Annotated in this window: 1 protein-coding gene; it reads right to left on the reverse strand. The window is 70.0% G+C overall.

Annotation, left to right across the window (positions count from 1 at the left end):
• On the reverse strand, positions 1 to 236 hold a 236-nt coding region (locus SS2_RS17805; RefSeq protein ID WP_217995631.1), incomplete at its 3' end, for a hypothetical protein.
• Between the last annotated feature and the right edge of the window lie 615 nt (positions 237 to 851).

Here is an 851-nt window from a genome sequence, read left to right on the forward strand (position 1 = left end):
CGCGCTGCTGCGGTCATCGCGGTTGTAAGCCGGGCGGTCACCATAGGGACGGTCATCACGACGGGGACCACGGTCATCACGGGGCGCCGAGGAACGCGGCGCGCTGCTTCGGTCGTCACGGCGCGGTGCGCGGTCGCCACGGTTGAAGGCGGGACGCTCACCGTAGGGACGGTCATCACGACGCGGACCACGGTCATCACGCGGCGCGGAGGAACGCGGCGCGCTGCTTCGGTCATCGCGGTTGTAAGCCGGGCGGTCACCATAGGGACGGCTCTCGCGCGGACCACGGTCGTCACGGGGCGCGGAGGAACGCGGCGCACCGCCGCGGTCGTCACGGTTGTACGCCGGACGCTCACCGTAGGGACGGTCGTCACGACGCGGTCCGCGGTCATCGCGCGGTGCGGAGGACCGAGGCGCCGACGAACGCGGGGCGCCGCTGCGGTCGTCACGGTTGTAGGCCGGACGGTCACCGTAGGGACGGCTCTCACGGGGCGCCGAGGACCGCGGCGCACCGCCACGGTCGTCACGGTTGTAGGCGGGGCGGTCGCTGGAGCTGCGGTCCGGGCGGCTGCCACCGGAGTATCCACGTCCTGCGTCGCTGCCACCGCGTCGAGCGTTGCCTCCTGCGTTACCGCCGTCGCGGCCTCGGCTCGTGCCCGGACGGTCTTGGTCGTCGCTCACGTGTACTCCCTCTTCAAGTTGACTTGCTCTATCTATCATCGCACCACTGAGACGGGTGCTCATCATCCTGCAGCTGATCGTCCTGCTCCCCCGGTAGTCCCGGGTGCAGACGTCCTCGCCACGGACGGGTTGCCTTCAGGCAAACAACGAAAGCCCGCCTTATGAGGGGC

Origin of the sequence: Sanguibacter suarezii NBRC 16159 (assembly GCF_001552735.1) — a bacterium.
GTDB classification, from domain to species: domain Bacteria; phylum Actinomycetota; class Actinomycetes; order Actinomycetales; family Cellulomonadaceae; genus Sanguibacter; species Sanguibacter suarezii.